Here is a 22,548-nt window from a genome sequence, read left to right on the forward strand (position 1 = left end):
TGAAGTTAGACTATTTCGTAGACACACCTTAAGGAACAACCTTTATAATATAGATATTAAATAAGGTCGAGGTGTGGCATGGGATCACAACGTGAAAGTTATGATGAGGAATTTAAACGCAAGACAGTTGAACACATGGAGTCTGCTAATAAGAGACCAATTGAAATTTCTAAGGAATTAAATATTCCTAAAAGTACCCTAAGTCGGTGGATTAAACAGTACGGCAGTAGAACTGTAGAATCTCAGTCTCAGGTGTTTGTAGACTATGAACGAATGAAGAAGTTGGAGCAAAGCATCCTCGAATTAAAAGAGGAAAATGAGATTTTAAAAAAGGCGATGCACTTCTTCACAAAGGACCCGTGCTGATTTATTCGTTTATTTATAAACACCGCTTCCAGTACCGGGTCGAGAAGATGTGCACCGTTTTAGAAGTCTCACGAAGCGGATATTACAAATGGATTAAGAGGGAACCTAGTGCTCGTGAAAAGCGCTTAAAAGCGCTAGATCGGAAGATAAGAAGACTGTTTAATCACTTTAAAAAACGCGCAGGAAGTCCGACGATTACAGCCGTATTAAGAAAAAATGGGACTGCGGTTTCTTCCAAAACGGTCAGTCGGCGTATGAAGGAAATGGGATTGAAGTCAATAACCGTAAGGAAAGTAACGGCTACGACGAATTCTAAACATGACTTGCCTGTGTTCGAAAATGTGTTAAATCGTCAGTTTACTGTGCTAGCGCCGAATAAAGCTTGGGTAACGGATATCACTTACATCCAGACGGGCGAGGGCTGGTTGTATTTGGCAAGCGTAATGGATTTGTACTCTCGCAGAATTGTAGGATTTTCAATGGGAGCTCGAATGACAAGGGAGCTCGTTTTAGACGCGCTAGAGAAGGCATATAAGCGTCGCAAGCCTGAGCCAGGATTAATTCATCACTCTGATCGTGGCTCTCAATACGCTAGTCATGACTACCGCGCAAAGTTACAAGAGTACAAAATGATTGGCAGCATGAGCCGTAAAGGAAATTGCTATGATAACGCTTGTATCGAGTCCTTCCATAGCACGTTGAAAAAAGAATTTGTGTACCAAACAAAATTTAAGACCCGTAAACAAGCCATGAGAGAACTCTATGCTTACATTGAGTTTGACTATAATCGACTACGACCACATTCTACTCTAGGATACGAGACGGCTCATCATTTCGAACAAATTTACTACAGAAATCAGGCTGTCTAATGCCGTGGTTGTTCCTTAATTTTGTGTCTACGCTATTGACAGAAGTACATGCAGCTTCAAACCACATCTGTTTCAATAAATAGCGGATCTCAGTTCCGTTTGATCCAGTTTTAAGCTGAAAATCAGGAAATAGCGTACTGTAGTTCCGCTTGCCTCATAACGCATGCTGCAAATCTCAATAAATCCCCCAAACCGCCAGAAGCGGGTTGGGGGATTCGTAGTAAGGAAGCAGCTGTCCCCTATAGCTAGGTTGAAACCTTCGCCAAATGCTGAGCACCTTGCTCAGACTGTGCGACACCGGAAACCAGCAGCATTCCGCCCGTTACTTCCAATTTACTTCTCAACCATATTGATTAAGTAAATTGTGACTTGTGGTCATGAATAAATTTTCAATAAATTATTAATAATAAAAGGATGTTATCCCTTTATGTATCTTAACTCCATTTGTAAGACGAATATATATGACTTATGGTCATGTTGTGCGTTGAACTAATGCAGCGTTTGCTCTATACTTGATTATATACATGACACAGTCTTGGTTAACGGAGATGAGCTTATGAACCGAGAAGAGAAGAAGATTGCTACACGCAAGAAAATACTGGACTCAGCGCTGGAGCTTTTCGCAGAGCATGGGTATGAAACGACAACCGTTCATATGATCACAGAACGCGCGGGTGTAGCCAAAGGAACCTTTTTCAACTATTTCGACTGCAAAGAGGATGTTTTCTGTGATCTGCAGACGTTCCGAGCGACGCTGGAATTTGAGAAATTGAAGGATATACGTGGACCGATTCTCCCTCATGTTCGTGAATTTCTAATGGAATTTGTCCGGATTGGCCCTAATAGCAGGCAGCTTGTTCGTGCAGTGCTTCTGAGTGATCTAAGCAATGAGAAATCGCTGTCCAATCAACGAAAGATGCTGGAAGAGCTGAAAGACATGTTGATTCCGCTTATCGTGGAGGCGCAGAATCGGGGAGAATTCACGTCAGCTATACCTGCCGATATGATTGCTGATCAAGCCATTCAGACTTACATGGGGGTATCCTTCACTTGGGGAATGGGGATGGGCGATGATAAGCTGATTACGCAGATGGTTGCTAGCTTTGAGTTGTTTTTCCGCAGCTTGCTGCCCTGATCTCTCGCCTATTAGAGCTGGTTGACAGCAGACACAAGGACGAAGCCGCTTAAGGCTCCGTCCTTTTTGCTTTATCACTTGGACTCGAGCGCCTCCTTCTTATATTGAGAAGGGGAAAGCCCGGTCCATTTCTTAAATGTTCTTGTGAAATGGGCCTCGTCGAAGTAGCCGACTTCCCGGGCGATGGTCTGGATTTTGTGGGCGCCGGATTGCAGCAGCGCCTTGGCTCGCTCAATGCGGTATTGATGTATGTAATCCAGAAAGTTAATACCTAGCTCCTGCTTGAAGAGCGTCGATAAGTACGTGCTGGACACGAACAGCTCTTTGGCCACGCCTGCCAAGGACAAGGCCGTAGAGTTATAATGCTCAGAGATCAGTTCCACAGCCTGCTGGACTTTGCGGCGAGGTGTTTTGTGAGGATTCCGCAGCTCAACCAATTGCTGGATGGATTTGTATACAAGGCCTGATAATTCCTCGAATGTTTCCACACGGTGAACTTGATCAGCCATCGCAACTAGACTATCCGACCAGCCCGGTGCGGCTAACTCCTGCTCTTTGCCCAACTGCATCAGCCGGGCTATCAAGGAAATCGTCTGCAGGTTGATTTCCATCCGAGAGTGGGCGTGCTCTGCATGGAAATAATCGAGCCACTGCTCCGTAAGATTCAAGGCCTCTGCGTATAGACCGGAACGAAGGTGGTCGATGATCATCGGCTCCAGCCGAAGGCGCTCCGTCTCTGTTTGGGCAGGGAGCGGGTCTAGCAGTACGGCCTCTGATTCGGTGTAGAAGTAGATGCCTCCCAAACCGCGATAAAACCGCAACTCAAGCGCAGAATTAGCTTCGATGTAGGCCTCGGCAAGGCTGTCGATGCTCGCCTTGGAGCTGCTGATCCCGATGCTCACGGTAATCTTTAAATACTTTTCAAGATTGCGCTGAAGCTGGGACAAGCCCGTTATGATTTTATCCCTCAAGAGATCCAGAGTCCCGCTGCATATAGCGATAATTCCGTCTTGATCTTTGATGACCTCAACAGGCTGCCGGATGCTTTGCTCGAGCGTTTCCTGTACGATATTCGTCGTCGCGAATTGAATTAATTGCAGGTCAGTGCGGCTGTAGTTAAGCTCATTCAGCGGCTTGCCATCGGGGTGGATGATGATGACAAGGGTGTGTTCAGCAGAAATGGAGATCTCCAGCTTGCGCAGTTGCTCACTGCGGTTTTCGTTTTTGCGTTTGGGGTGGTGAAGCCACTCCAGCAGGGTCTGGGATTTGACGATCGGTATGTTTTCCTTCAATTGATATTGAAGCCCGTTCCAATCATGCTGGTGTTTTCTTTTGTCTAATGTTTTCATAACGACTTGCTCAAATACGGATGCGATTTCCCTCGGGGGGCACGGCTTGATGATATAATCCAGTGCACCCAGACGCAGCGCGCGCTGCGCGTACTCGAAATCGCTATAACCGGTAAGCAGCACAGAAGGAATATCCATTTGTTTATTATTAATTTCTGTAAGAAGCTGCAAGCCGTCCATAATCGGCATCCGAATATCGGAGAGCAGCAGATCAACACCGCCGGAATTGATAATATCCATGGCATCCAGGCCATTGCTCGCTTGTCCGCATACCCGAATACCGAGAGATCGCCAATCGATCATGGTATACAAGCCTTCGCGTGTCGTCAATTCGTCTTCAACAATAAGCAGATTCAGCAGCATTCTCACCTCTTCGAATGGGGTAGGAGCAATCGAACCCTCGTCCCGAAATTTTCCACGCTGTCCATATCCATTAAGGCCTCAGTTCCATAGAATAGTCGAATTCGATTCATGATATTTAGTAGTGCAAAGCTTTCATTTTGATTCGTTGGATAAGGAAGATCAACAAAGGCCTGCTCTTGAATGGCCCTTAATTTGCTTTCAGGCATGCCCACACCGTTATCCGTGATCTCAATCTGAATCATACCAGGATGATCTTCGGAAGGAACGACGGTGACTTGAATGAAGCCGCTGTCATCCGTCAGGGGTTCTAGCCCGTGAACGATGGCATTTTCGATTAAAGGCTGGATTAATAGCTTGGGTATTTTAAAACCGGCTAACTCGGGATGAAGCTCCATTTCGTAGGAAAGCTTTTCTCTGTAACGCATTTTTTGCAAAAATAAGTAATGCTCCGCCAGCTTCATCTCTTCTTTCAGCTCAATATAATCTCTGCCTTGACTGAGACTGATCTGGAAAATGCCAGAGAGCGAATAAATCATCTCCGCAACAGTATGCTCCCCATTTTTCTGCGCAGTCCAAGCGATCGTATTCAGCGTGTTATAGAGGAAATGCGGATTAATTTGCGATTGCAGCACTTTAAGCTCTGCTTGCCGCTGTTTAATTTCGAAGGTGTACACATCATCAATTAATTGGGTGATTCTGCGAACCATAATATTGTAACCAGTGCCAAGTTGTCCGATCTCATCTTTTCCTTGAATGCTCACCTGTTGGGAGAAATCGCCTTTTTGAAACTTTTTCATGGAGGACAAAATGGTTTTCATCGGTTTCGTAATAACGGCAGCTGCGGACCAAGAGACGATAAGACTTAGAAGAAAGGTCAGGCACAGAATCAAGGCAGTGATCCACTTAATGCGGTTCAGCTGGGAAAGCAAGTCCTCACGGGGCTGCAGCACCAATACGTGCCAACCGGTCAAGGAGGATTGTGAATGGGAGAACACCCAGTCCGGTTTCTCAATGGCCGGGTTGATGAGATTAGGCTGATCAATGGGCTTCGTAAAGTAAGGGAGTTCTCCAATGGACTTTCCAACCCAAAAGCCGTTGGTATCCGAAAGGATATGTCCATCTGAATTCATGACGATAATGGTGGTCTTGTCATTGGGAGTCGAATAGGAGCGGCGGATATCCTTCTCATCGATGCCCAGAATCAGCACGCCTTCCGGTTTCAGGGTCAGATCATTTTTGAGAATTTTCGTGAGCAGCAGCTTGTTTTTCGTATCTCCATAGAAGATGCTTTTGCTGTGATTGGGTACCTCGATACTCCATTCATCAATTTTTTTCCGTGTAAGAAAACCGTCATAGTCAAATTTATCGCGATATTCCTCAAAAGGTATGGCCGATGACAATCCTTTATTATTGAACTGAATCGGTTCAAAGCGCGGCGAGTAGATGGTCAGGAATTGAAAATAAGGACGCGTGACCATCAACCGGTTGATCATAAGAATAGAATCATTGTTGATATAGCTGCCGCTTGCCGAATCCGACTTCAGCATGACCTGAATCTCAGGGGTTAAATACAAATAATCAGATATATCCAAGGCGTCCTGAGCGATGTAATCGAGATGATCAATGGCCTGCCTGGCTGAACTAACTTGTTCCACACTCATTTTGGAAACGATTTCATTGGAAGCTATGCGATAGGAATATACGCCTGTTATTGCAATGGTAGCCAGAAGCAGCGGAGCGAACCAGAGAAGGAGCTTCCGTTGAATCGGTAAATCCAGATACCACTTAGGTGACAAATAGGATCTCATTAGTGTACCTTCTCTGCGGCGGGATAATTTCATCATAAGAAAGAAGTCCATGGCAAGCAACAAGAAAAATAACGCTCAGCAGCCTAATGTGAAATCTGTACAACAAAATCATAAAAACGTACAAAAATGCAGCTCAGAGAAGTACTGGTTTCCAAAGATCGGGTAGGGAAGCAGCAAGCATAACCTGAAAAATGTACAACATTACCTGAAAAACCGAGCCTAACAATTTCCCTTCCGCTCACCTACAATGAGTTCATGGAAGATCAGATGGACCAATTTAGAATTAAGAAGGTGGATACGATGACAACATTACGTTTCAAACAAGCGGGAATTAGTCTCGCCGTTCTGACGACGGCACTTGGACTTGCCGGCTGCGGGGACGGCACCTCTACAACGCCGAGCGCAGCCGCACCAAGCGCTGCAGCGTCAGCTGCAACAACGCCGGCGGCGACAGAAGCGCCGAAGGCTGAGAAGATTACCTTGTCTTTTTTTACGAACAATTCAGATCGCGCAGTGGGTCAAGGCAAGCTTGAGCAAGAGCTGATTGAAGCTTACATGAAGAACAATCCGAACATTACGATCAAAGTGGAGACGCTTTCTCCCGATCCGCAGTACCAGGACAAGATTAAAGTGTATAACGCTTCTAACCAACTGCCTGACATTATCAGTGCTTGGGGCAACACGAACTTCCTTAAACCACTCGTTAATAATAATGCCTTGGCGGAAATTAACAAAGATGATCTGAAGGACATGGGGTTCATTCCCTCGTCCCTGGATGGATTCTCATCCGACGGCAAATTATACGGCATTCCGCGCAATTCGGATTTCTGGGTGCTGTATTACAACAAGAAGGTATTTGCGGACAACGGGCTGCAAGTACCGAAGACGGAAGCGGAGCTGTTCGGTGTCATTGATAAGCTGAAGGCGAAGAAGATTGTGCCTATCGCGATGGATGGCAGAGAAGCATGGACATCCGGTTTATGGTTCGACACACTGCTGCAGCGTGCATCCGGCACTTGGGACACATCGAAGAAGGCGCTTGATCGAAGCGGTTCCTATAAAGATCCAGCTACCGTAGAGGCGGCCAAAGCGGTACAGCGCTGGGTGAAAGCCGGGGCGTTCGGGGATGGCTTCTTGAATCAGGATTACGGCGCAGCTCGCAATATGTTTGGTCAAGGCAAAGCGGCGATGTTCATGATGGGCGAATGGGAGATGGGAATGGCCGCAGATGCGAATTTCCCGGAAGAAGTGCGCAATAATATCGGCGCGTTCCCGATTCCATCGATTGAAGGCGGCAAAGGCAGCACAGATGATCTGACGGCTTGGTTTGGCGGAGGTTATGCCGTTTCCAACAACTCGAAGCACAAGAAAGAAGCCATTGAGTTCTTGAAATGGATGTTCCGTCCAGATGGCTGGGCCAAAGGCGTTTGGCAAAACGGCATCACCTTCCCTGCCCAGAAGTACGATCAATACTTAACCGGCAAGGAAACGGAAGTTCAGAAGGATTTAACCAAAATCTTCAACAACTCCAAAACGTACAGTGGGACTGTAGCGCAAGACAAGTTCTCTTCCGATACGCAAAAGACGTTCTACGATTCAATTCAGAAGCTTGAAGGCATCAAAATGACGCCGGAGGATTTCGTGAATGCGATTGACGAAGCGGCAGATAAATCAGCCAAAGCGACGAAATAGCGATTCCAAATAAAAGAGGGGCAAGTGGCTGGACATACGGTGCGCTGCCCCCATGTTTCCGATAGGGTGATGAGCATGAATAGCATCATAAGCAACAAAAGAACGATTTTCTGGCTCGTAGCTCCGGGATTCCTTTTATTCACCGCGATGATCTTCATTCCCATCTTGGTCAGCTTCTATTACAGTTTGACGAATTGGGACGGAGTAGCGGCTTACCAGTTTATTGGTCTGAGCAATTTCATTGACATCGTGACCCAAGACGACGTGTTTTGGAAGTCCTTGCTTAACGCCATTCTTCTCGGCTTGGGGCTCGTGTTGATCCAGCATCCATTTGCCGTTCTGATTGCCATGCTGGTGCAATATTGCGGACGATTTGAGAAGCTGCTGCGCGTATGTATCTTTATTCCTTCTATTATTTCAACCTTCGTTACGACACAGCTCTGGGTCAGCGTGTTTAATACACAGTTCGGACTGCTGAATCGAATACTGGAGATGGTGGGGCTCGAGTCGTGGAAGCAGGATTGGCTTGGGGATTCCAAATTGGCGATTGGCTGCATTATTTTTGTGTGCATGTGGCAAGGTTTCGGCTACGCTTTTCTGCTGTATTATGCAGGAATTAAGGGAGTGCCCAAGGATCTTCACGAAGCGGCTATGCTGGACGGCGCCTCACAGATTCAGCTCAACCTCAAGATTGTATTTCCTCTTCTTGCACCGGTGCTTAGAGTCAATATTATTTTGGCTGTGGTGGCTGCGTTCAAGCAGATGGAGACGGTTTATTTAATGACTGGGGGAGGTCCTGCCAACAGTACGCAGTTTCTATCGACTTACCTCTATTCCAAAGCGTTCCGCGAGGGGCTGTACGGGTATGGGAATGCCATTTCCATCCTGTTCGTGATCATCTGTTTGTTGATTACTGTGCTGTTGAATCGTGCGCTCAAGAAAGATGTAGGTGAGTATTGAGATGAAAATCCGAGGTGTTTCAGGGCTGCTGTTCGCCGTTTGTATGACGGTTCTGGTTTTGGCTGAGCTGTTCCCGCTCGTGTGGCTGTTTGATTTTTCTCTTTTGAAAAGCGGGGATTTCTTCGGCTCCAGCATTTTGAAATGGCCAAACCCGCCGATGTGGAAAAATTACGCTGACGCCTTCAAAGGCGCGCATATTACGATGCTGTTCTTCAACAGCTTGCTGGTTTCATTCCTTTCTATTGTGATTATCGTCGCTCTATCGATCACGATGGGCTATGCCTTCACTAGAATGCGTTGGAAGCTAAGGAATACGTTTTTCGCACTCATCATGGTGGGCATGATTATTCCCATTTACGCCACCTTGCTGCCTAACTTTATTTTGTTCAAGCAAGCCGGCATCTTGAATTCCTACTTGTCGCTCATTTTGCCTTATGCGGCATTTGCAATTCCGGTGAGCATGTTCATTATTACGGGTTTCCTTGAAACGATACCCAAGGCATTGGAAGAAGCGGCGATTATGGACGGTCTCGGCGTGCCTGGGATGATCTATAGAATCATCCTGCCCCTCTTGAAGCCGGCCATTGCCACCGTTGCGGTTCTGGCATTCTTGAGCTGTTGGAACGAGTTTATTATGGCGGTTACGTATATTGATAAGGATTCTTTGAGAACGCTTCCTTTTGCGATTGTTTATTTTATGGGGCAGTATTCTTCCAACTATGGGGCGCAATTCGCAGTTCTGGCGATCATTGCGATTCCGTCGATTTTAATTTATTTAATTTTTACAGATCAAATTACAAGAGGCATCACCGCTGGTGCAGTTAAAGGCTAGCTCTTGGTTTTACTACGATTAAGGAGGAAATTCATGAGAATGTGGAAACGCAAAATATCTTTGTTGTCAGCCGGTATTATGATTAGCTCATCCTTATCCGGAATGGCGGCTTTGGCAAGTGAGGAGAACACGCCGAAGGCAGCGGAGCTTGCCGCTTACTGGAACAGTTCGAAGCCAGTCGAGGAACGCGTCAGCGATCTGCTCGCCCATATGTCATTGGACGAAAAGGTTGGCCAAATGGTACAGGCGGAGCGCGCATCCGTTACACCGGACGATGTACAGAATTACTACCTAGGCTCTGTGCTCAGCGGAGGAGGCTCCTTCCCGAATGGCAAGCAATCGGACAGCACGCGCGAGAATTGGGCTGCACTTGTCGATTCCTACCAAGCGGGAGCATTGTCCACACGTCTTGGCATTCCCCTCTTGTATGGGGTGGATGCGATTCACGGCAACAGCAACCTGCTGGGAGCAACGCTATTCCCGCATAACATTGGTCTGGGGGCGTCGCGTGACACAGCTCTTGTCGAGCAAATCGGCGTAGCGGCCGCTCAGGAAATCAAGGCTGCTGGAACGAATTGGGCATTCTCTCCAACCATTGCGGATCCGCAGAATATGGAGTGGGGGCGCACTTACGAAGGCTTCAGTGACAATCAGGAGCTTGTTGGCAAGATGGGAGCGGCCTTTATTAAAGGGCTTCAAGGTGAAACAAGGGATCAACTGAAGCGTACCGACCGCGTAGTTGCTACGGCGAAGCATTTCTTCGGCGAAGGCTTAACGGAAGGCGGCGTGAACCAAGGCAACATCACAGGGATGACAGAAGCACAGGTTACGGCGCTGGATTTACCGATTTACAAAGCGGCGATTGACGCCGGAGCCCGCACGGTCATGGCTTCCTATAGCAGCATTCAGGGCTTGAAAATGCATGCGAATAAGCGTCTTTTGACGGATGTCCTCAAAGGCACCGGTGAAGGACAGCTGGGTTTCACAGGCTTTGTTATTTCTGACTATAATGCGGTGCAGCAAATTACGAAGGATTGGGACAACAATGCCGTGAGCGGTTTGAAAAATCAGATCCGCGTTGCGGTGAATGCAGGCGTAGACATGATGATGATGCCTACGGACTGGAAGGCTACGATCACGAATCTGAAGGCGCTGGTCGCTGAAGGCGGGATTAAACAGGAGCGCATCGACGACGCGGTAACCCGCATTCTTCGCGTTAAATTTGAATCCGGCGTATTTGAACATCCGATGACGGACGCCAAGCTGGCTGGCACATTCGGCTCCGATGAGCACCGGGCGCTGGCGCGCAAAGCCGTCAGCGAATCGCTGGTCTTGCTGAAGAATGACAAGGTGAAGGGCTCTCCGATTCTTTCCCAGCTGTCTGGCATGAATAAGATCTTCGTAGCGGGCAAGAGTGCCGACGATATCGGTCTTCAGTCTGGCGGGTGGTCCATCACTTGGCAAGGCGCTAAGGGCAATATAACAACGGGAACCACGATCCTCAAAGGCATTCAGCAGGTGGTTGGAAGTACGAAGAACGTTACGTACAACAAGCACGGCCGGGGTGCGCAAGGCAACGATGTCGCAATCGTCTTCGTCGGTGAAGCGCCTTATGCGGAAAGCAATGGCGACGGCTTGAACAAGCTGAAGCTTGACTCGGAAGACTTATCCACACTGGATAATGTCAAGGCATCCGGCGTACCGACGATCGTTGTTCTTGTTTCGGGACGTCCGCTGATGATCGGCGATCGTTTGAATGATTGGGCAGGACTTGTGGAGGCATGGCTGCCAGGAACCGAAGGAGCAGGCGTAGCTGATGTTCTGTTCGGCAGCAAAGACTTTACAGGCAAATTACCGGTTCGTTGGCCGTTCTACACGGAAGCTTATACGAATCCTGTAGCGGGACAGTCCAACCTTGATCCCAAATATGTGTTGTTTAATTACGGTTATGGTCTGGCCAAAGCGGAAGGAACTCCAATATTGCCTGTAATGCCTGACAAACCAGGGCAACAGGATCCCTATGTCAAAGTCGAAGCTGAGAACTACACGGCGAAATCGGATGGTCTAAAAAGTGAGAGCACATCCGACATAGGCGGAGGACAGGATATTGGCTATACCTCATCTGGCGCTTGGCTCGAGTATATGATTGATGTTCCGGCGAATGGAACATATGATATCGACTTCCGCTATGCCGGCGGTGAAGCCAGTATTACGAACTCGGGCATGCTGATCCTTGATGCCGGTGGTCATACCCTGGGAGAACTGAAGGGAGTTGGCTATACAGGAGGCTGGCAGACTTGGAAGACAGCTACGCTCAAGGGCGTTAGTTTAACAGCAGGCGTACAGAAGATTAAGCTGCAGTTTACAAACGGCGGGATAAACTTCAACTGGTTCGGTTCCACAGGTTTCGGTCCTGCCGCTGTTCAAGGCGGTGGAAGTGCAGGCGGCGCCATCAGTCCGCAGAATCCGGTAACGGGCGGTCAAGGTGCGGTCAAGAGCTGGCTGTCCAGCGAACGCAGCAGTCAAAGCCAGCTGTGGTATTATGCTCCGCAATGGCAGCCTGGCGATGAGCTTAAACAGCTGACCTCGCAGGCGAATCTGAATCTGACAAGCGTAGGCAATGACGTCTATGCAACGACGATCAACATTGATCCGAACAAGCAGTATCAGACGATTACCGGTATGGGTTCCTCGATGGAGGAATCGACGATTTTCAACATAACGAAGATGTCGGATGCGAAGCAAACGGAGCTGTTGACCAAATTGGCAAGCAGCACCAACGGGATTGGCATGAGCATGACGCGGGTAACGATCGGTACGGCGGATTTCACATCGCGGAAATTTTATTCGTACGATGATATGCCAGCAGGTCAAACCGATCCGAATCTAAGCCATTTCTCGATTCAAAAAGATATTGATTACGGCATTATTCCTGTTCTTAAGAAAATAATCGCGATCAACCCGGATATGAAGTTCTTCGCTTCACCTTGGAGCCCGCCGGGCTGGATGAAAACGACGGATAGCATGATCAAGGGTTCAGTGAAAGACGAATATCTGCCTGTATTGGCGGATTATTATGTGAAGTTTATTCAAGCTTACAAAGCGCAAGGCATCAACATCTCAGCTATGACATTGCAGAACGAACCGCTTCTGGAGATTGAGTATCCAAGTACCAAAATGCCTTGGCAGCAGGAAGCTGAGCTTAGCAAGCTGCTGCATCAGAAATTAATCGCTGCTGGCCTTGATGTGAAGATCTGGATCTTCGATCATAACTTCAGCGACACGATGAATTATCCGGCTCCGATACTGGCGGACGCCGCCAATCGCGATGCCATTGACGGTACGGCTTTCCACGATTACGGCGGTGACCCTTCCATGATGTCACAGCTGCATAATTTGTATCCAAGTGAGAACATCTATTTGACAGAACGCGCGATTTGGGGAACTGCGGGTGCGGACCGAATGGCGCAATATTTCCGCAATTGGGCGAAAAGCTACAATTCCTGGGTCGTTATGCTCGATAGTGATATTGCCACCCATCAATGGGTTGGCACACCGGATCCAACCATGGTCATTCAGGATTCCAGCCATCCAGACAACTACTGGTTGACGCCGGAATATTACACGCTGGGCAACTACTCGAAGTTCGTACGGCCGGATTACATTCGGATTGACAGCAGCTACGGCTCCAAGGATAACGTAACGAACGTTTCTTTCATGAGCCCGGACAAGAAAACGATCGTTTCTGTGGTCGTCAATCAGACAGACAAGACACAAACGTTCAAGCTTGTAAGCGACGGCACGCAAGTGGCTGCGCAAATCCCGGCGAAATCTGTTATTACGTACAAATGGGATCGCATTGTATTAGAACAGAAAGAGCCTGTGATCATGAAGGTCGCTCCGGAATCTCTTCCTTACAATGTAAACAATAAGGAAATCTCTTTGACCGTAACAGGCTTAACGTATGGAACCAAGCTGGGTACCGTTGCGCTTGGCGCTGAAGCGGCTGCTATGGGAATTACGTTAGGCAGCGTAACCTACCCGAGTTCTTCGCAAGCGACTGTTCAATTGCTATGGGATTCTACGAAGCCGTATTATGTGAATGCGCCGTTGACGGTTACGGCAACCACATACTCGAGTACAGAGGCTGCTCAGAAATTGACAGGTAGTGTCATGCTGACAGGAACAGGGCATAAGACCACGGCCACTGACATTATGCCGGGACCTGTAACGGCGAACGACTACTATCAATTAGCAGGCGTTGCCATTAGCGGCGCCGATACTGCAAATGCCAAACTAACGGGTATCGATACAGGCGATTGGGCTGAATTTAAGATCAACGTGCCGGCTGCGGGCAAATATGCGGTTACTCTGAAGGTAGCTTCTCCGAACGGTGGAGGGTTCCTTGTGCAATCGGAGAATCAGACTACCCTAGGTACCTATGCCATTCCGAATATGTACGGTTCGACAGCTTGGGCAGGTGCGCGGTTAGCGGTACAACTGCAGGCTGGCGTACAAACCATTCGCATTCAAGGAAACAGCGGCTCCTTCGACTTGCAAAATATGACGTTTGAACCGGTGAGGGCACAAGCAGCGGGAGCGGATGGCGTCATTAAGCTGGAGGCCGAGAACTTTGTCGCAGCGGGCCAACAGGTTATTCAGTATGGAAGCAGTATGAACAATCTTGGCTATACAGCAGCGGGATCGACATTCGATTATCTAATCAATGTGCCGCAGGCAGGCTATTACAAAGTGCGTCTTCAATATGCTACGCCACAAGGCGGTGTATCCACTTCGATTCTGTCAGACGGAGTGCTCAAAGGCTCCAAGCCCTTGCCGTCTACGGGAGCGTGGGGAACTTATCAAGAAGCTTCGCTCGTTGTGAAATTGGAGGCTGGCGTACAAACGCTGCGCATTACGGATAATGGCGATGGATTTAATTTCGATGCCTTCTCCATTGAACCGGGCACGCCTGAGGTTGTGATACAGAAGGCTAAGGCTCCTCTTGCGAAAGCATCGGCGAAGTCAATTGTTTTGACAACGGAGACAGATGGCGCGACCATTCACTATACAACGGATGGCACGCTGCCGACGAAGGATAGCGCAGCTTATACCGCGGCAATTAGCATTCTATCGTCTCAAGTGATTCGGGCAATCACAAGTAAGGAAGGCATGATCGACAGTTATGTGACCTTCATTTCGACGCCGGAAGCTTATGTAGCTGTGGCAGGCATCTCTCTGGAACCAGATAAGCTCTCCTTGCAAATAGGAGCAACGAGTACATTGAAGCCGAAGTTCCAACCGGAGTTTGTCAGCAATGACGAGGTCGTCTGGACATCGAGTGACACAGGCGTTGCAGCCGTTGATAGCTCCGGCAAAGTAACGGCTGTAGCTGTAGGCACTGCAACAATTAAAGTTACGGCTGTGGATGGAGGCAAGGAAGCAAGAGCCGTGATTACAGTAACGAAAGCAGAGGAACCGGGAGGCGGCGGTGGAGGCGGTTCGACGTCAGGAAGCAGCACGTCTAGTGCGCCAAGCGTGCCACCTGCGACGTCCGACTCCAGTAAAATTACGGTTCAACCTACAATTGATGCGAACGGTGCAGCTGCGGCTGCAGTGAAGCCTGAAGATCTGAAGGCGGCAGTACAGGCAGCCAAAGATCACACCATTACCATTGTCGTGAATGCGCCAGTTGGTACCAAACAAGTGAATTTGGACATTCCCGCGCAGGATATTATCGCAAGCAGCATAACAGCGATTCAGCTGGATACAGGTATAGCAGCCGTAACGATCCATCCTGATCTGATTAGCACAAACGGAGGAACTGCGGCATCCATTATTCAACTTTCCGTAGAAGCGGTAGACACAGCAGCTCTTCCTGCAAACGTACAAGGGCAGCTGAACGGAAAAACGGTGTATGACTTTAGTCTCCGCATTGACGGCAACAAGGTCAGCAGTTTTAAGGGAAGCACCTTGCTAGTAAGCATTCCATATGTGTTAAAAGCTGGCGAAAAGCCGAACAACGTCATTATTTATTATATCGACGGTGCAGGGAAGCTCGAAATTGTGAAGAACGGCAAATATAATCCGGCAACCGGCAACGTAGACTTTAAGGCCAAACACTTTAGCCAATACGCGGCCGCTTATTCTCATGCCTCCTTCACCGATACATCAGCTGCGGCATGGGCAGAAGACAGCATTCAAGCGCTGGCTGCAAGAGGCGCCATTAACGGAACAGGCAATGGCCTGTTCAATCCGACGGGCGAAGTTACACGCGCAGAATTCATCAAAATGCTGATGGATACCTTTGATCTGACTGATGCAACAGCGACAGCAACCTTCAAGGATGTCCCTGAAGGCCAGTGGTACACGAATGCCGTTGCCAGCGCCCAAAAGCTGGGTATCGTTAACGGCAAGGATGACGGCACCTTTGGAGTGAACGACAACATTACGCGTGAGGATATGGCTGTCATGGTATATCGGATTAGTCAGCAATTAAATCTGAAGTTAGCTTCTGGCCATCCTTCCGCGGCCTTCACGGATCTGTCCCGGATTGCTGGTTATGCCAGAGCGGCCGTGGATGCCATTCAGAATGCCGGCATTATCAACGGTATGGAAGATGGCAGCTTCGCTCCCAAGGAACATGCTTCTAGAGCGCAAGCTGCAACCATGATTTTCAGACTTTTTTTCAGATCGTAATTGTTAGTAGGCTAGAATTAGCATAATGAAGCACCGCGATCCTCTTGGTACATCTTGCCAAGAGGATCGCGGTGTTTATTATGTCTCTAGAAGCTTTGGCTGCGTTGTTTTGTAACCAGATTCCTTTTCGCGACTAAAAAGTTGGCGCTTCGCGCAAAAAAAGTGTAACATCTATCACATAAAAGAAACTTGCGATGTACAGCAGTTAAAAGGAGCCTGAATCATTTGAGTATGGAACAAAACTATGAATTGCCCCCTAATTTCGAGGAATTAAAAAAATCGGCCAGCCGCACCTCCAATTGGAGAGAACGCCTGGATGCTGTTGAACAATTAGGTCAGTGGAATGATCAACAAACGATCAATATCCTGGCACGGATTCTGAAGAACGATGCGGTGTATCCCATCCAGGAGGCGGCATATCGCAAACTGCGAGCATTTGGAGAAGATGCCCAGCTGCCCCCACGCAAAAAAGGTGATTTGATTAAAGGCGCAGGCAAGGTTTTCGTGCGGATTAAAAAGAGCCTGCCTGAAGGTCATACGTATGAAGAATTCAAAGAAAAGCTGCAAAAGACAAGAAGCGACGTATACGACACCTATGAAGGCGACAAAGGGTCGGACTTTGATGTTTGGCTTGAAGCGATGTGGAATTCCTTGCTGAGCGTGAAGGCATGAGCAAGAGCAAGGGCGGAACGGGTAGAGGAACAGACAAAAAGGGCTGGGATCGCTGGCAAGCGAGTGCCAATCGCGCGAAAAGCGCCCCGAAGCCGTACAAGAGCAAAGGCTTGAAGGCAGCGGCGGAAGCTGCCAAGAACGCCTCCAAATAAAATGAACCCTCGGCAGCTTGCCGGGGGTTTATTTTATTCCCATCAGCGCGCGCATAATTTAGGGGAAATCAACGCAACTTATCGAAGTTACCAAACTTATTGATTCAAAGGAGACTTCGAGATGCAGCAGCAGAACCCTTACAACAATGCGCAGCAAGGTGAGCATTATATGAATCATGGTGGTCATGAAGTTTTTGATTTGCATGAAGTGCTGGCTTGTACGATCAACGTACTGGATCAATTCATGATCTTCCGGCAGTTTGTTCAAGATCCTGAGCTTCTGGATATTCTGGATCGCCAGTACAATTTTACGTTGTTCCATTACAATTTAACCGCAGAATGCTTTGCGACGGGCCAGAAGCCGAGTCATGAAACAGGTACTTACCTGATTCGTAATTTGTCGCAGCCGATTTATGGGATCAAGCCAACCCAGCCGAAGAAACCGAATCAATCGCTGGCTGACGTGAAGGATGCAGGCATCAGCGCTCATATGCTGGGCCTTGTGAAAACCCATGCTTCGCTGCTAACGATGACGGCTGTCGAAGTGACGAATCCTGCGGTTCGTCGTGTATTGGCTTCTCAAGTACAGAATTATATTGAAATGGCTTATGAAATATTTTTATATCAAAATAGAAATACCTATTACCAAGTTCCGCGATTGGAAATTTCCGATATGCAGAAAATGCTCAATACCTTCGTTCCGGCTCAAGGTATGCCGCAAATGCCTCCTAATAACAGACCTTCTCTGCACTAGCAGCAGAAGAGAGAAGAACCAGCATTGGTCCTGTGGACCTTGCTGGTTTTTTTCTAATCCATTTTGTGCATGGAGCTAAAGGGGCATTTCGCTGCAACCGTTTCATCATCGCGCAGAAAATATTGCTCCCACTCCAAATTATCCGCCTGACCATACCATTTCAGGGAGGGGTGTGCAGGCACGCCGTCATATTCCACTAATTTTTGGCGAATTTGCTTTTTCAAATTGCGTCCAAAAGGGGTCGAATCATTAATCTCAGCGAATACCCACCTCGGCTGGAACGTGATTAGGAAATGGGTAGTACGCCGACTTTTCCTGATTTGATGGGCTGGAGTTCCGCAGAAAGCGAAATAGGGATGACCGCTAAAGCAAAACTCCCAGGAATGATGAGAAGGATCACTTGCAATGTGACCTGGCCAGGGAAGCTGGTCTTTGGCGCTGACGCGGCTCAGTACGGACCAGAATAGCTGCTCGTAGTCTTCTACCGAGTAGTCATACCTCATGTCACCCGGAGTTTGGAAGAAAATAACGAGCGAAGCATATTTCCCGGTCTCCCGGGAGCAATCGCCATATTGACGCAAAAGTGCGGCAACCTCGTCAATGGCTTCGTCCGTTCGCGGATCGGCTGCGAATCCGAAGCGCAAGCTGTCAGAGAGAAAGCCCTGCCGCCCTGGAATGCAGGGATACATGCGGGCTTCATCATCAATCATATCTCCAAACTGGCTAAAAGCATCCTGCTGCCACTGGGGCAGCTCACTCAGATGACGATCGAGCCAAGTTTTCGCGTTTAAAAGAACCATTAAGAACCCCTCCTTCATTCATTCGGAGCATAGTATGCGAAGGAGGGTGGGTGGGTGAATGCCCACTTGCTGCTGTCTTACATAATTTCTACGTCGATCGGCGTACATACGAAGCCGTTGCAAGCACTTTCTGAACAGGGACAGGCAGATACCGCAACGATGAGATCCATCTCAGCCCGAAGTTCGATATAGTCGCCAGCTTTGGATAACGGCCGCTCGACGCTAATCTTGCCAGATGGATGAATAACCGTGTTCATAAACAGATTGAAAGGATACTGTTGATCAGGAGCGGGAATTTGGAATTCGGCGATCGCTTGATTCAGGTTATGGAAGCAGCTGGCATGCTCTTTTTTGTTGTAAAGCAGTTCATACATTTCGGAGCGGCAGGCAGCATTAATGAAATCGTGACGGCCAACGGTATCGGCGACAATCGTGAGTATAGGCTTATATGTCGTGCTGTACAGAATATCCCCCGGTTTGATATTGGTCGTGCCAAGGGCATCAAGAGTAACACCCGGGTCCAGTCGTTCACTCAGATCGTTGGCGTTAAAAGCAATGAAATCGGCAACCTGCTCACCCTCTACATCCGTCACACGGACCACTTGTCCTTGATTCAGTCTAAATCCAAGACCTCGTGTGGCTGGAATTCGCCATTTTTGTTTAATCATTGATATCCTCCTGAGGGATTAGGTGACTGCTTTTAACAGTATGGCTCTGGGAAGACGGTGTCATGCGCAAATCTAGTACTTTAGTAGCGGTGTTTGGTTCTAATAGACATGAGGGTATTTTTATCATACATCAATAGGTATAATTGAAAGATAATACTCACCGTCATTCACTTATGGTCAGGAGGAGCTATCATCACCATTTTTATAAGCTTTCTAGTGAATATATGTATTTTGATCACCTGTGCGTATCTTTTTAATTTAATTTTCAAATATACCTTGCAGCAAGCTTCCTGGAACGTTAGGCAAATTGCGCTTGTCGCTATTTTTATTTCATCCGGATGGCTGACGATGTTTTTTGGTGTGAGAATATCCGAGCATATGCTTTTTGATTTACGTGCCCTGCCGCTCATTTTTGGAACCCTGTTTTTTCGAAAATATTCCCTTCTCCTCATTATCGGTTTAGGCATCGCCCTTGCCAGATATACGATTACCGGCATCAGTCCGCAGGCCTTTACGGGGTCAATGAATATCTTGCTGTTAAGTTTCCTTGCAGCATTCCTTGTGGCTTTATACCAAAAAAGAAACTGGAGCTATAAGAAAAAAGCATTAATTTCCATCCTTTCTATCAACACACTTCAGGTTATTGGGATTGCTAGTTTTGGCGCTGTAAAGACGAGCGTCTATCTGGCCACGGTTGGCATTTATACCTATCCCACAGGTCTTATTCTCAGTGCTTTCTTTGTTTTTATCATTCGGGATTTCTACAGTGAACAGTTGCAAGCGAACAAGATCCGCAACATGAATATCATTTTGCGCAAACAAACGAAGCAACTGCTTGAATCCAAACGCGAGCTGGAGCAGCAGGCGCATCAGTTAACGCTGACGTCCACATACAAATCCCAATTTATCGCGAATATGTCCCATGAATTTAAAACACCCTTGAACTGCATAATTGTCTTGTCTGAATTAATTCGGGAGCATGATGATCCAGCGAATTATCAAGAAATTAATGAATATGCGGGTATTATCCATACCTCGGGCAATGAACTGCTGTTTATGCTGAATAGCGTACTGGATCTATCCAAAATTGAAGCAGGCAAAATGGACATCGTCTGGCAGCCTGTCGTGATGGAAGAGCTTGTTTACTACATAAGACAGCAATTTCAACCTTTGGCGGATGCTCAAAAGCTGCGCTTTGACATAACGGCTGCACCCGATGTGCCGGCGATGATTCGAATGGACGCTCAGAAGCTCAATCAAATTCTCCGTAATCTGTTAATGAATGCAATCAAATTCACAGAGCAGGGGAGCATCAAGCTGGAAGTAGAGGTTCGCCCTCATTCAGATGCATCAGCCAATTGGATTGTCTTTACTGTTGAGGATACAGGCATTGGGATCGCTTCGGATAAGCAGCAGCTCATTTTTGAAGCTTTTCAGCAAGGGGATGGCGCATCGAATCGCAAATATGGCGGAACGGGGCTTGGCTTGTCGATTAGCCTCCAGCTAGCCAAACTGCTCGGTGGAACCCTATCTCTTCAAAGTGAAAAAGATCAGGGAAGCCGCTTTTCCTTGAGTCTGCCCCTTCATGAATGGGATGCTCAAATGGAGGAAGCAGAAGAATAAATCCTTTTTTGCATCCAATCTTTCACCTGTGTAAGATAGGGTTGTATCCATTTTTAGATGAGGAGGGACCCTGATGGTGTTCGGTGCACGTGTGTGGAAGACGGGAATCGCCGTGGCTTTGGCCTTATACATAAGTGCTTGGCTTAATTTCACTCCTCCTGTTATCGCCGCCGTAGCAGCTATCTTCGCGATGCAGCCTTCGATCTACCGATCCTGGCGCTATTTTCTGGATCAGTTGCAGACGAATATTTTTGGCGCGGCGCTTGCTTTGCTAGCCGGGATGTTTTTTTCTAATAATGTCATTGCTATTGGAATTGTTTGTATCATTGTTATCATTATTAGTCTTAGAGTTGGAATGGAGGAAACCATTGGTCTTACGTTGGTTACTGTCGTTGCGGTGATGGAGGCCTCCGGAGAGTGGCAATTTGCTGTTAACCGTTTGCTTCTTAGCTTGATTGGAATCGGCTGCGCCTTTGTCGTGAATGTTTTGTTCTTTCCGCCTAAGCCCAAGCAGCAGTTTGCGGTACAAATTCAAAGCATTTTCGCGAAAATGTCGCTCCTCCTTCGAACCGTCATTTCGAATGAAATGAAAGAAAACATCTTCCGAGATGAGAAAGAAGGACTGCGAGGCTCGCTGAAATCCTTATCGGACAAGTACAGACTGATGGAGGAAGAGATTAAGAAGCTGAAGGGGAAAAAGAATGGATTCAGCCGCATCCGTGAACTCGTGGTTTACAAACAGAAGCTGCTTGTTATGTACAAAGGTCTCGAGGTTCTCGATGCCGTAGACGAACATTACTTTCAGGCTGCGCCTACAGAAGCCATGGATGATTATTTTGATCATCATATGGAGAAGCTTATTAAATTCCACGAGCATGTATTGCTGAAGTTTGATGACAAGCTCAAGGAAGACATTACCGAAGGTTTGGAGATGGAAGCCGAGAATGAGCGTTTCATGACCGAACTGATCGATCGCTATAACCAGCAGCCAGCAGGTATGCTTCGATTATCCATTGTGGCGGCAGCCATGTACGACTATGGTCATCAGATCGCTCGCTTGGACAAGCTTGTCGAGTATGACCATCGGGGAGAAGCGGAAGAGCGCGAACCTCTTGAGCTTCTGCTCAAAGGCATTTGGCTGAAATAAAGCAGCGTGCACTGCTTATCGTTTGAGGAACCTCCTTGTTGTCAGTCAGAAAGATGCTGATAACAAGGAGGTTCTTTTTAAAAAATGAAAATTCGATTTGCTTTACGAAATTGGATGTGCTATATTATGATTCTTGTTCCAAACGGGACGAGCAGCAAGCCCAAAACAATAATCTGAACGTGTTGAATAACTTCACGAATGGATGGAAAAAATAAAGCTTGCAAATGAAAAATCAATATGGTATATTACTTTTCGCTGCTTCGGTAACACGGCAGTGAGCGAAAGAAATTGATCTTTGAAAACTGAACAACGAGTGAGTAAGCACGAACGAGCAATCGTTCAAAAAGAGATTGTAAAATCTCGCTAGCAAGTCAATTGAGCATTTCAGCTTTCAGATATACGGACGAGCAATCGTCCGCTACTATGGAGAGTTTGATCCTGGCTCAGGACGAACGCTGGCGGCGTGCCTAATACATGCAAGTCGAGCGGAGTATTTCCTTCGGGGAATGCTTAGCGGCGGACGGGTGAGTAACACGTAGGTAACCTGCCTATCAGATCGGGATAACTATCGGAAACGATAGCTAAGACCGGATAATTGGTTTTCTCGCATGAGAGAATTATGAAACACGGAGCAATCTGTGGCTGATAGATGGGCCTGC

The 22,548-nt window shown here is 47.6% G+C and carries 14 protein-coding genes, 1 rRNA gene and 1 pseudogene; 12 read left to right on the forward strand and 4 right to left on the reverse strand.

What is annotated here, in order from left to right:
- Positions 1-78: 78 nt before the first annotated feature.
- Positions 79-1,235: pseudogene (locus tag BC351_RS35055) on the forward strand (IS3 family transposase).
- Between the two features lie 556 nt (positions 1,236-1,791).
- On the forward strand, positions 1,792-2,370 hold the full coding sequence (locus BC351_RS35060; RefSeq protein ID WP_079419812.1) for a TetR/AcrR family transcriptional regulator: 579 nt from the start codon (positions 1,792-1,794) through the stop codon (positions 2,368-2,370).
- A gap of 74 nt (positions 2,371-2,444) precedes the next feature.
- Here BC351_RS35060 and BC351_RS35065 read toward each other — a convergent pair whose 3' ends face one another.
- Both BC351_RS35065 and BC351_RS35070 read right to left on the reverse strand, forming a co-directional pair.
- A complete protein-coding gene (locus BC351_RS35065; RefSeq protein ID WP_079419814.1) occupies positions 2,445-4,082 on the reverse strand; it encodes a helix-turn-helix domain-containing protein in 1,638 nt (545 codons plus the stop codon).
- Positions 4,083-4,084: 2 nt separating this feature from the next.
- Positions 4,085-5,890 (reverse strand): cache domain-containing sensor histidine kinase, encoded by a 1,806-nt coding sequence (locus BC351_RS35070; protein WP_158082338.1) that lies wholly within the window; start codon positions 5,888-5,890, stop codon positions 4,085-4,087.
- A gap of 300 nt (positions 5,891-6,190) precedes the next feature.
- Between BC351_RS35070 and BC351_RS35075 the strand changes: the two genes are divergently transcribed.
- The 7 genes from BC351_RS35075 to BC351_RS35105 all read left to right on the forward strand — a co-directional run bounded on the left by BC351_RS35075 (position 6,191) and on the right by BC351_RS35105 (position 17,651).
- The gene (locus tag BC351_RS35075; protein ID WP_158082339.1) at positions 6,191-7,582 is read left to right on the forward strand and encodes an ABC transporter substrate-binding protein; all 1,392 of its coding nucleotides are present in this window, start codon (positions 6,191-6,193) and stop codon (positions 7,580-7,582) included.
- A 75-nt stretch (positions 7,583-7,657) separates the two neighbouring features.
- A complete protein-coding gene (locus tag BC351_RS35080) occupies positions 7,658-8,542 on the forward strand; it encodes a carbohydrate ABC transporter permease (RefSeq protein ID WP_079419820.1) in 885 nt (294 codons plus the stop codon).
- Position 8,543: 1 nt separating this feature from the next.
- Complete coding sequence (locus BC351_RS35085; protein ID WP_079419823.1) at positions 8,544-9,374, forward strand: carbohydrate ABC transporter permease; 831 nt, start codon at positions 8,544-8,546, stop codon at positions 9,372-9,374.
- Positions 9,375-9,407: 33 nt separating this feature from the next.
- The gene (locus BC351_RS35090) at positions 9,408-16,073 is read left to right on the forward strand and encodes a glycoside hydrolase family 3 N-terminal domain-containing protein (RefSeq protein ID WP_079419825.1); all 6,666 of its coding nucleotides are present in this window, start codon (positions 9,408-9,410) and stop codon (positions 16,071-16,073) included.
- Positions 16,074-16,304: 231 nt separating this feature from the next.
- Entirely contained in the window at positions 16,305-16,745 is a 441-nt protein-coding gene (locus BC351_RS35095) for a HEAT repeat domain-containing protein (protein ID WP_144028626.1), read from the forward strand.
- Positions 16,742-16,897 (forward strand): DUF3934 domain-containing protein, encoded by a 156-nt coding sequence (locus BC351_RS35100; protein ID WP_079419827.1) that lies wholly within the window; start codon positions 16,742-16,744, stop codon positions 16,895-16,897. The genes BC351_RS35095 and BC351_RS35100 overlap by 4 nt, the downstream gene beginning before the upstream one ends.
- Before the next feature lie 121 nt (positions 16,898-17,018).
- Positions 17,019-17,651, forward strand: coding sequence for a spore coat protein (locus BC351_RS35105; protein ID WP_079419829.1), 633 nt, complete (start codon positions 17,019-17,021; stop codon positions 17,649-17,651).
- 53 nt (positions 17,652-17,704) lie between these two features.
- Here BC351_RS35105 and BC351_RS35110 read toward each other — a convergent pair whose 3' ends face one another.
- Complete coding sequence (locus BC351_RS35110) at positions 17,705-18,451, reverse strand: YqcI/YcgG family protein (RefSeq protein WP_079419832.1); 747 nt, start codon at positions 18,449-18,451, stop codon at positions 17,705-17,707.
- 77 nt (positions 18,452-18,528) lie between these two features.
- On the reverse strand, positions 18,529-19,116 hold the full coding sequence (locus BC351_RS35115; protein ID WP_341866045.1) for a DUF1989 domain-containing protein: 588 nt from the start codon (positions 19,114-19,116) through the stop codon (positions 18,529-18,531).
- A 219-nt stretch (positions 19,117-19,335) separates the two neighbouring features.
- On the opposite strand from BC351_RS35115, the gene BC351_RS35120 reads away from it, so the two are divergent.
- From BC351_RS35120 to BC351_RS35130, 3 genes are all read left to right on the forward strand, one after another.
- Entirely contained in the window at positions 19,336-20,742 is a 1,407-nt protein-coding gene (locus BC351_RS35120; protein WP_079419837.1) for a sensor histidine kinase, read from the forward strand.
- Positions 20,743-20,815: 73 nt separating this feature from the next.
- A complete protein-coding gene (locus BC351_RS35125) occupies positions 20,816-21,889 on the forward strand; it encodes an FUSC family protein (protein ID WP_079419839.1) in 1,074 nt (357 codons plus the stop codon).
- 420 nt (positions 21,890-22,309) lie between these two features.
- Positions 22,310-22,548 (forward strand): 16S ribosomal RNA (locus tag BC351_RS35130); the annotation flags it as partial.

The sequence above is a fragment of the Paenibacillus ferrarius genome, from assembly GCF_002027705.1.
Lineage (GTDB): Bacteria > Bacillota > Bacilli > Paenibacillales > NBRC-103111 > Paenibacillus_E > Paenibacillus_E ferrarius.

What these genes read in the sequence shown, in the direction of transcription:
- BC351_RS35060 (WP_079419812.1), top strand. Translation starts at nt 1,792, where the DNA reads ATGAACCGAGAAGAGAAGAAGATTGCTACACGCAAGAAAATACTGGAC.
- BC351_RS35065 (WP_079419814.1), bottom strand. Translation starts at nt 4,082, where the DNA reads ATGCTGCTGAATCTGCTTATTGTTGAAGACGAATTGACGACACGCGAA.
- BC351_RS35070 (WP_158082338.1), bottom strand. Translation starts at nt 5,890, where the DNA reads ATGAGATCCTATTTGTCACCTAAGTGGTATCTGGATTTACCGATTCAA.
- BC351_RS35075 (WP_158082339.1), top strand. Translation starts at nt 6,191, where the DNA reads ATGACAACATTACGTTTCAAACAAGCGGGAATTAGTCTCGCCGTTCTG.
- BC351_RS35080 (WP_079419820.1), top strand. Translation starts at nt 7,658, where the DNA reads ATGAATAGCATCATAAGCAACAAAAGAACGATTTTCTGGCTCGTAGCT.
- BC351_RS35085 (WP_079419823.1), top strand. Translation starts at nt 8,544, where the DNA reads ATGAAAATCCGAGGTGTTTCAGGGCTGCTGTTCGCCGTTTGTATGACG.
- BC351_RS35090 (WP_079419825.1), top strand. Translation starts at nt 9,408, where the DNA reads ATGAGAATGTGGAAACGCAAAATATCTTTGTTGTCAGCCGGTATTATG.
- BC351_RS35095 (WP_144028626.1), top strand. Translation starts at nt 16,305, where the DNA reads ATGGAACAAAACTATGAATTGCCCCCTAATTTCGAGGAATTAAAAAAA.
- BC351_RS35100 (WP_079419827.1), top strand. Translation starts at nt 16,742, where the DNA reads ATGAGCAAGAGCAAGGGCGGAACGGGTAGAGGAACAGACAAAAAGGGC.
- BC351_RS35105 (WP_079419829.1), top strand. Translation starts at nt 17,019, where the DNA reads ATGCAGCAGCAGAACCCTTACAACAATGCGCAGCAAGGTGAGCATTAT.
- BC351_RS35110 (WP_079419832.1), bottom strand. Translation starts at nt 18,451, where the DNA reads ATGGTTCTTTTAAACGCGAAAACTTGGCTCGATCGTCATCTGAGTGAG.
- BC351_RS35125 (WP_079419839.1), top strand. Translation starts at nt 20,816, where the DNA reads ATGGTGTTCGGTGCACGTGTGTGGAAGACGGGAATCGCCGTGGCTTTG.